Annotated in this window: 6 protein-coding genes; 3 read left to right on the top strand and 3 right to left on the bottom strand. The window is 31.0% G+C overall.

Translation table 11 applies throughout. The features are described from left to right. Positions 1–350 precede the first annotated feature (350 nt). The gene (locus ACTHW2_RS09895; RefSeq protein WP_442263757.1) at positions 351–1,262 is read right to left on the bottom strand and encodes a hypothetical protein; all 912 of its coding nucleotides are present in this window, start codon (positions 1,260–1,262) and stop codon (positions 351–353) included. A gap of 772 nt (positions 1,263–2,034) precedes the next feature. On the opposite strand from ACTHW2_RS09895, the gene ACTHW2_RS09890 reads away from it, so the two are divergent. Genes ACTHW2_RS09890 through dprA form a run of 3 tightly spaced genes read left to right on the top strand, consistent with a single transcriptional unit; the run spans position 2,035 to position 5,216 of the window. Further along, the gene (locus tag ACTHW2_RS09890; RefSeq protein WP_442263756.1) at positions 2,035–2,577 is read left to right on the top strand and encodes a transposase; all 543 of its coding nucleotides are present in this window, start codon (positions 2,035–2,037) and stop codon (positions 2,575–2,577) included. Beyond that, positions 2,578–4,119, top strand: a complete 1,542-nt coding sequence (locus tag ACTHW2_RS09885) for a YifB family Mg chelatase-like AAA ATPase (RefSeq protein ID WP_442263755.1) — start codon at positions 2,578–2,580, stop codon at positions 4,117–4,119. Positions 4,120–4,136: 17 nt separating this feature from the next. Beyond that, entirely contained in the window at positions 4,137–5,216 is a 1,080-nt protein-coding gene (gene dprA, locus ACTHW2_RS09880) for a DNA-processing protein DprA (protein ID WP_442263754.1), read from the top strand. 160 nt (positions 5,217–5,376) lie between these two features. On the opposite strand, the gene ACTHW2_RS09875 is transcribed toward dprA, so the two are convergent. After that, positions 5,377–5,742 carry a PIN domain-containing protein gene (locus ACTHW2_RS09875; RefSeq protein WP_442263753.1) on the bottom strand — a complete coding sequence of 122 codons (366 nt, stop codon included), beginning with the start codon at positions 5,740–5,742 and terminating at the stop codon, positions 5,377–5,379. Beyond that, positions 5,729–5,965, bottom strand: coding sequence for a hypothetical protein (locus ACTHW2_RS09870; RefSeq protein ID WP_442263752.1), 237 nt, complete (start codon positions 5,963–5,965; stop codon positions 5,729–5,731). Before ACTHW2_RS09870 ends, ACTHW2_RS09875 begins: the two co-directional genes overlap by 14 nt. Between the last annotated feature and the right edge of the window lie 71 nt (positions 5,966–6,036).

The raw sequence follows: 6,036 nt of genomic DNA, 5'->3' as shown, positions 1-6,036 counted from the left end.
TTTCTTGTGGATAACACAGATATTTTTAAAAATCACATTCTGCAACTATCTAATCATATAATATACCCAATTTTTTTATAGGTTAACAAATCTAGTAACATCTTTAACTTTGTGTTGTATATATATTGGTTTGTTATTACTTTTATTTTATGAATGTTTTAGGGGAATTTTTCAAGACAAATAAAAAATCTCCCACAAGTATTTTTTTCTACCTGTAAGAGATCTAGATCAGTTTCCACTTTAGTCTGCGAAGGTACCTGGTAACCTGGCAAAGGAGCTCACGACTGAGCTTGCTTCATAATAAAGGGGCCTGACCACTTTATGTTTGTGTATGCAAAACTTGCTTTAATCTAATTTAACTTCTTAACCTTTTCTAAGAGTTCTTCAAACTCTTCAAGACTTATAGTTTTAATTGCTTTTTCAAATAATCTATTAATTATATTATCATCTCCTATACTCTTAATATACTCTCTAGTATCTTTTGAAATAAAATCAAATTTTAATTCTAAGGTTTCAATAATTCTTTTCTTATCCCTATCTCTAGCTGCCTTTTCAGCAGCTTCTTCTCTTTCTTCTTCAACCCATTTCTCATATAATGGTGAATTCATAAGCATTTCCCTCCTAACATATTTTTCAATTAGAGTGCTTGAATATCTATCTACTGACATGATCGACATTGCCGCTAATGAATCTCCTCTTAATGCTTCATCTTCTATAGTTGCAATTACCTTAACTGATTTTTCTATAATTTCTTCATCTGTTTCTCCTGGTTCTATCTCCATTAGAGGAAGCAATGAATATAATCCTATTAACTTATTATCTATAATATAATCTTTATCTAGTTCCCACACTCTTATAATATCATAGCTAAATGATATATTACTTTTATCTACTCTTTTGTCATATAAGCTATGTTCCCTATTATCATCTTTTGGATAAAAGAATACTACTACTTGTTTTATAGATTGTATTCCTCTACCACTACTAATAGTATATTCCCAGATATCAGAACGATACCTTAACATTCTTGCTGGTAATGCCGCTTCATAATATCCTTGTGGTTCTATATTAAGAATGAAATCATCTTCATCTTTATCACTTTCAACCCAAAATAACGTATCTAATCTAGACTCCACTTTTGGATTCTTATCTGCTTTCATTTCTGTAAGTCTGATATCACTATTATCTTTTAATACAACCTTTGCCCAATCATCAGGTCTAAGTTGAATCAACCTTTTACTTGGTATATCCGTTTTAGCCACTATATCACCTCTTCTTCGATTGTTTCTCTTACTTACATTATACCCTATAGTAGACAAATATAAAATATATTTGCTAAATAAAGCTTTGTCCTTTTATTTATTATATATTACATTATTAACTTGTATTTATATCGGATATATTAATTGTTTTTATAGCAAGCAAATCATTAAAGTATACAAAGGGAACAGACCCCTTTGTACACCTTTTGTGACTGAGCCTAATATTTATAAGCAAGCTCAGTCGCAAGCGACCTCGCTAGGGTACCAGGTACCTTCGCTGACTAAAGCGTAGACTGAAGAAAAGAAACAAACTAGATTCCTCACAGGATAACTTCTTGTGAGGAATTTGTTTATCTATTTTTATCACAAAACTCAAGGTTTATGACTAACTCATGATATACAATCAAAAGCAGTTAAAGGATTTTTGTATTATATGAGCTTATAAATTAGTGGTATAATAAATATAACTTATTCGGAGGCGTATAATATATATGGATGATAAAATGTTTAACCTATTAGAAAAAATGTACGGAGAAATGCAAGGGTACGATAGGGTACCGCGATAGGGTACCGGGTACCTTCGTGGACTAAAGTATAGATTGAACTAGGTCTCCCATAAGTAGAAATACTTGTGGGAGATTTTTTTATCTATTGAAAATACTGGCATAAACTGGTATATTCTAATTAACAGAAATATCTGAAAAATACTATGGGGTGATTTGTTATCGGTAGAAAAGAAAGAATTTGGTATCCTGGTGCAGTTTATCATATTATGATTCGTGGTATTAGAAGAGCGGATATTTTTAAAGATGAAGGAGATTATGGAGTATACTTAGAAAATGTAGAAATGGTGATGCGAAAATATCCATTTATTCTATATTCATATTGCCTTATGACAAACCATGTCCATCTTCAATTAGAAACTATAGATGATGAGATTTGGAATATAATGAGGGAGATTAATAGAAATTACACTAAATATTTTAATAAAAAGTATAATTATACAGGTAGTTTGTATGATGGCAGATATAAATCAGAAATCATAGAAAATGATCAATATAATTTGCAAGTAAGTAGATATATACATCTAAATCCGGTAAAAGCTAATATGGTTAATGAGCCTTTAGAATATGAATGGAGTAGTTATAATGCTTATATAGATGCTGATGCTGATAGTGATAGAATAATAGATGATGAAAAAATACTTTCTTATTTTAAAGGTAAAAGTAGAGCTCTATATATGAAATATGTTGAATCTATAGATATAAATTTAGAAGTTGATAAAGAAATTAAAGAAAGAATGGAGGATGAGTAAATGGCATCTATAACTAACAGCTTTGCTATATCTGGAATAGAAGGATATTTAGTTGAGATGGAAACAGATACTATATATGGACAGCCTTCAGTTTCTATAATAGGGCTTGGAGATAGGGCAATTAAGGAAGCGAGTGAGAGAATCCATGCAGCTATAATTTCTAAGGGATACGATTTTCCAAAGATGAAAATAGTAATAAATTTAGCTCCTGGGGATATTAAGAAAAAAGGTTCACATTTTGACTTGTCTATGGCTATAGGTCTTCTACTTAGATCGGATCAAATTTTACTAAAGGATATAGATTTAAAAAGCTTTGGATTTATTGGTGAACTTTCTTTAAATGGACTTATAAGGCCTTGTACTGGAGTGCTTCCAATGGTTATAGCAGCAAAGAAAGCTGGTATAAAAAGCATAGTAGTTCCAAAAGAAAATGTAAGCGAAGCATCACTTGTAAATGGTGTCAATGTATATGGCTTTGATGACTTAAAACTTCTTATTGATTTTTTAGAAGGAAAAGTTAAAATAGATAAAGATGTAGAGATTATAGATGGAAAAACAGTGTTAAACTACCCTATCGATTTTAGTGATGTAAAGGGACAGGACGTCTTAATAGAATATATAGTAGTAGCTGCTGCTGGAGGACACAATATGCTCATGGTGGGGACTCCAGGCTGTGGTAAGTCTATGATAGCCAAGAGGATACCGACAATATTGCCTAGCATGGGTGAAGAAGAAGCTCTTGAAGTCACAAAGATATATAGTGTAGCTGGACTTCTTAAAGATAGAGGCCATTTAATAACTCAAAGGCCATTTAGAGCACCTCATCACAGTGCGTCTTTAAATGCTTTAATAGGTGGCGGCAACAATGCTATGCCAGGAGAAGTTTCTCTTGCCCATAATGGAGTTCTTTTTTTAGATGAAGTAGCAGAGTTTAATAAAAAAACTCTAGAAGCACTAAGACAGCCAATGGAAGATAAAAGTGTAACTGTAGCAAGGGTCAATTCTACAAATACATATCCAACAAATTTCATGTTTGTATCTGCCATGAACCCTTGCCCATGTGGATATCATGGAACTAAGAAATGTAGGTGTACTGATTATGAAGTATTAAAATATAGGCAAAAGGTTTCTGGTCCAATACTAGATAGAATAGATATACAAAAATATGTTCATACGGTAGATTTTATGGAACTCACTGACAGTAAAAAGAGTATAACTTCAGAAGGATTAAGAAAAAGAGTAGAAAATGCTAGGTCTATTCAAAGATCTAGATATAAAGATATAGATGGAGTAAACTGTAATGCTCAAATGACTCCAGAACTTATAAGGGAGTACTGTGAATTAGATGAAGAATCTAAAGAGCTTCTAAAAAAAGCATATGATAGATATGGATATAGTGCTAGGACATATGATAAATTTTTAAAAATTGCTAGAACTTTTGCAGATCTTGATGATTCTCCTAATATTCGGAAAAGAGATATTGCAAATGTACTTCTTTCTAGAGATTTAGACAAGGAAAAGACCATGATGCATACTGTTTAGTTTAAGGAGGAATAACTTTGCTATATTGGATATGGCTAACTTTAATAAATGGGGTAGGTGTTAAAAGACAGAGATCTCTTTTGAAAACATTCCAGAATCCAGAGAATATTTATCAAGCATCTTTAGAGGAGCTATTAAAATGTAATGGAGTTGGTTGTAAAACTGCGAAAAATATTGTAGAAACAAAGTGTTTAGAAAGAGCTAAGGTTATTTTAGAAGATGTAGATAGATTTGGCCTAAAACTATTAACATTAGAAGATGAACTATATCCCCTTAAGGCTAAGTCTATTGAGGAGATGCCTGTTTTACTTTATTATAAGGGAAATCTAATAAAAAATAGTATGGGTGTTGGAATAGTAGGTGCTAGAAGATGTACTGAATATGGAAAGAGAACAACAGATGAGGCTGCTAGTTTTTTAGCTAGAGAAAATATATCAGTGATAAGTGGCATGGCTAAGGGAATAGATGGATATGCTCATACATCTGCTATTAAAGAAGGTGGATATAATATAGCTGTCCTTGGAAATGGGCTAGATATATGCTATCCTCCAGAACATATAGAACTTATGAGAAAGATAATAGAAAATGGAGCAGTCATATCAGAATATCCACCAAGAACACCTCCAAATCCTAAACATTTTCCTAAGAGGAATTTAATAATAAGTGCCTGGTCTCATAAGATATTAGTTATAGAAGCAGCTGAAAATAGTGGTTCTCTTATAACGGCAAAATATGGAGATACATATGATAGAGAAATATTAGCTTTGCCTGACAATATATACAATAGTGAAAGTAAAGGAACTAATAAATTAATATTAGGTGGTGCTACTCTTTATTTGAATCATGAACAATTGCTAATAGAAGATGATTTCAGATATAAAAACGAAGAAAAGACAAATAAAAGTATAAATAAAAATAATGAAAATTTAGATGAGTTAGAAAAAGAGATTATTCAGATATTAAATAATTCTAAATGCAAGACAGCAGAAGACTTAAGTAATATTTTAAATATAGATCAAATGGATTTGCTTGGAAAGATATCTATTATGGAACTCGAAAGAAAAGTAGTAGTTCAAGGATCAAGGATTAAAATATAAATTCCATACAAGTATTTCTACCTGTATGGAATTTATATTTTGCTTATTTATTCAGTCCATGCTTCCCTAAAGGACTAGCCACATGAATGCTAAGGTACCTGGTACCTTAGCGAGGAAGTTTGCTTAAATTGCTCAGCTAAGGCCATCTTGACACCTCTGCCTAATTTAACAATTTATCTAGCTTTTTATCAAAAGTACAAACCTCATAACTTCTTACTTTATTATATGCATAAAGAAGTGTATCTACAAAATCAAATCTTTTTCTACCATAAAGCTCTAGAGCTGCTTCAATTACTTCTGGGTCATCTACCTTTATATTTTCATACTGAAAAAGATCTATTAATATATTGCTTAACTCATCATTCTTTACTTTATATACCTTTTCAAGTACATATACTATTTCAGCTATAACTTCATTTGGAACTAATACTTTATTATTTTCTATTATACCAGCAGCTTTTTCAGCTAGATCCTCTGTATCATTTAGAAGATATCTTAATATAATATTCGCATCAACTATTTTCATGTTTATCCTGCACCGCCATTGCCCAAGCATTATCTTCTTCTTCTCTTAGATTACCATTTTTATATTTTGATAAAGCCCCTCTTAAACTTTTCATTTTAGATATATCCTCTATACCTTCATAAGCACTTATTGTTATTACCACTTTTTTATTTTTTAGGTTTTCTGGAATGTCAAATATATCATCTAAAATATTACTATTAGTAATTTTTTTAATACTATCCATCACAAACAATCCCTTCCTTATAAATATCTAATTGTAATTATTGTATCACAGCTATATACTATTTAAAAACA

It is taken from the genome of Tissierella sp. (genome assembly GCF_052089545.1).
Classification (GTDB): Bacteria; Bacillota; Clostridia; order Tissierellales; family Tissierellaceae; genus Tissierella_A.
This window is presented reverse-complemented; position numbering and strand designations above follow the sequence as displayed.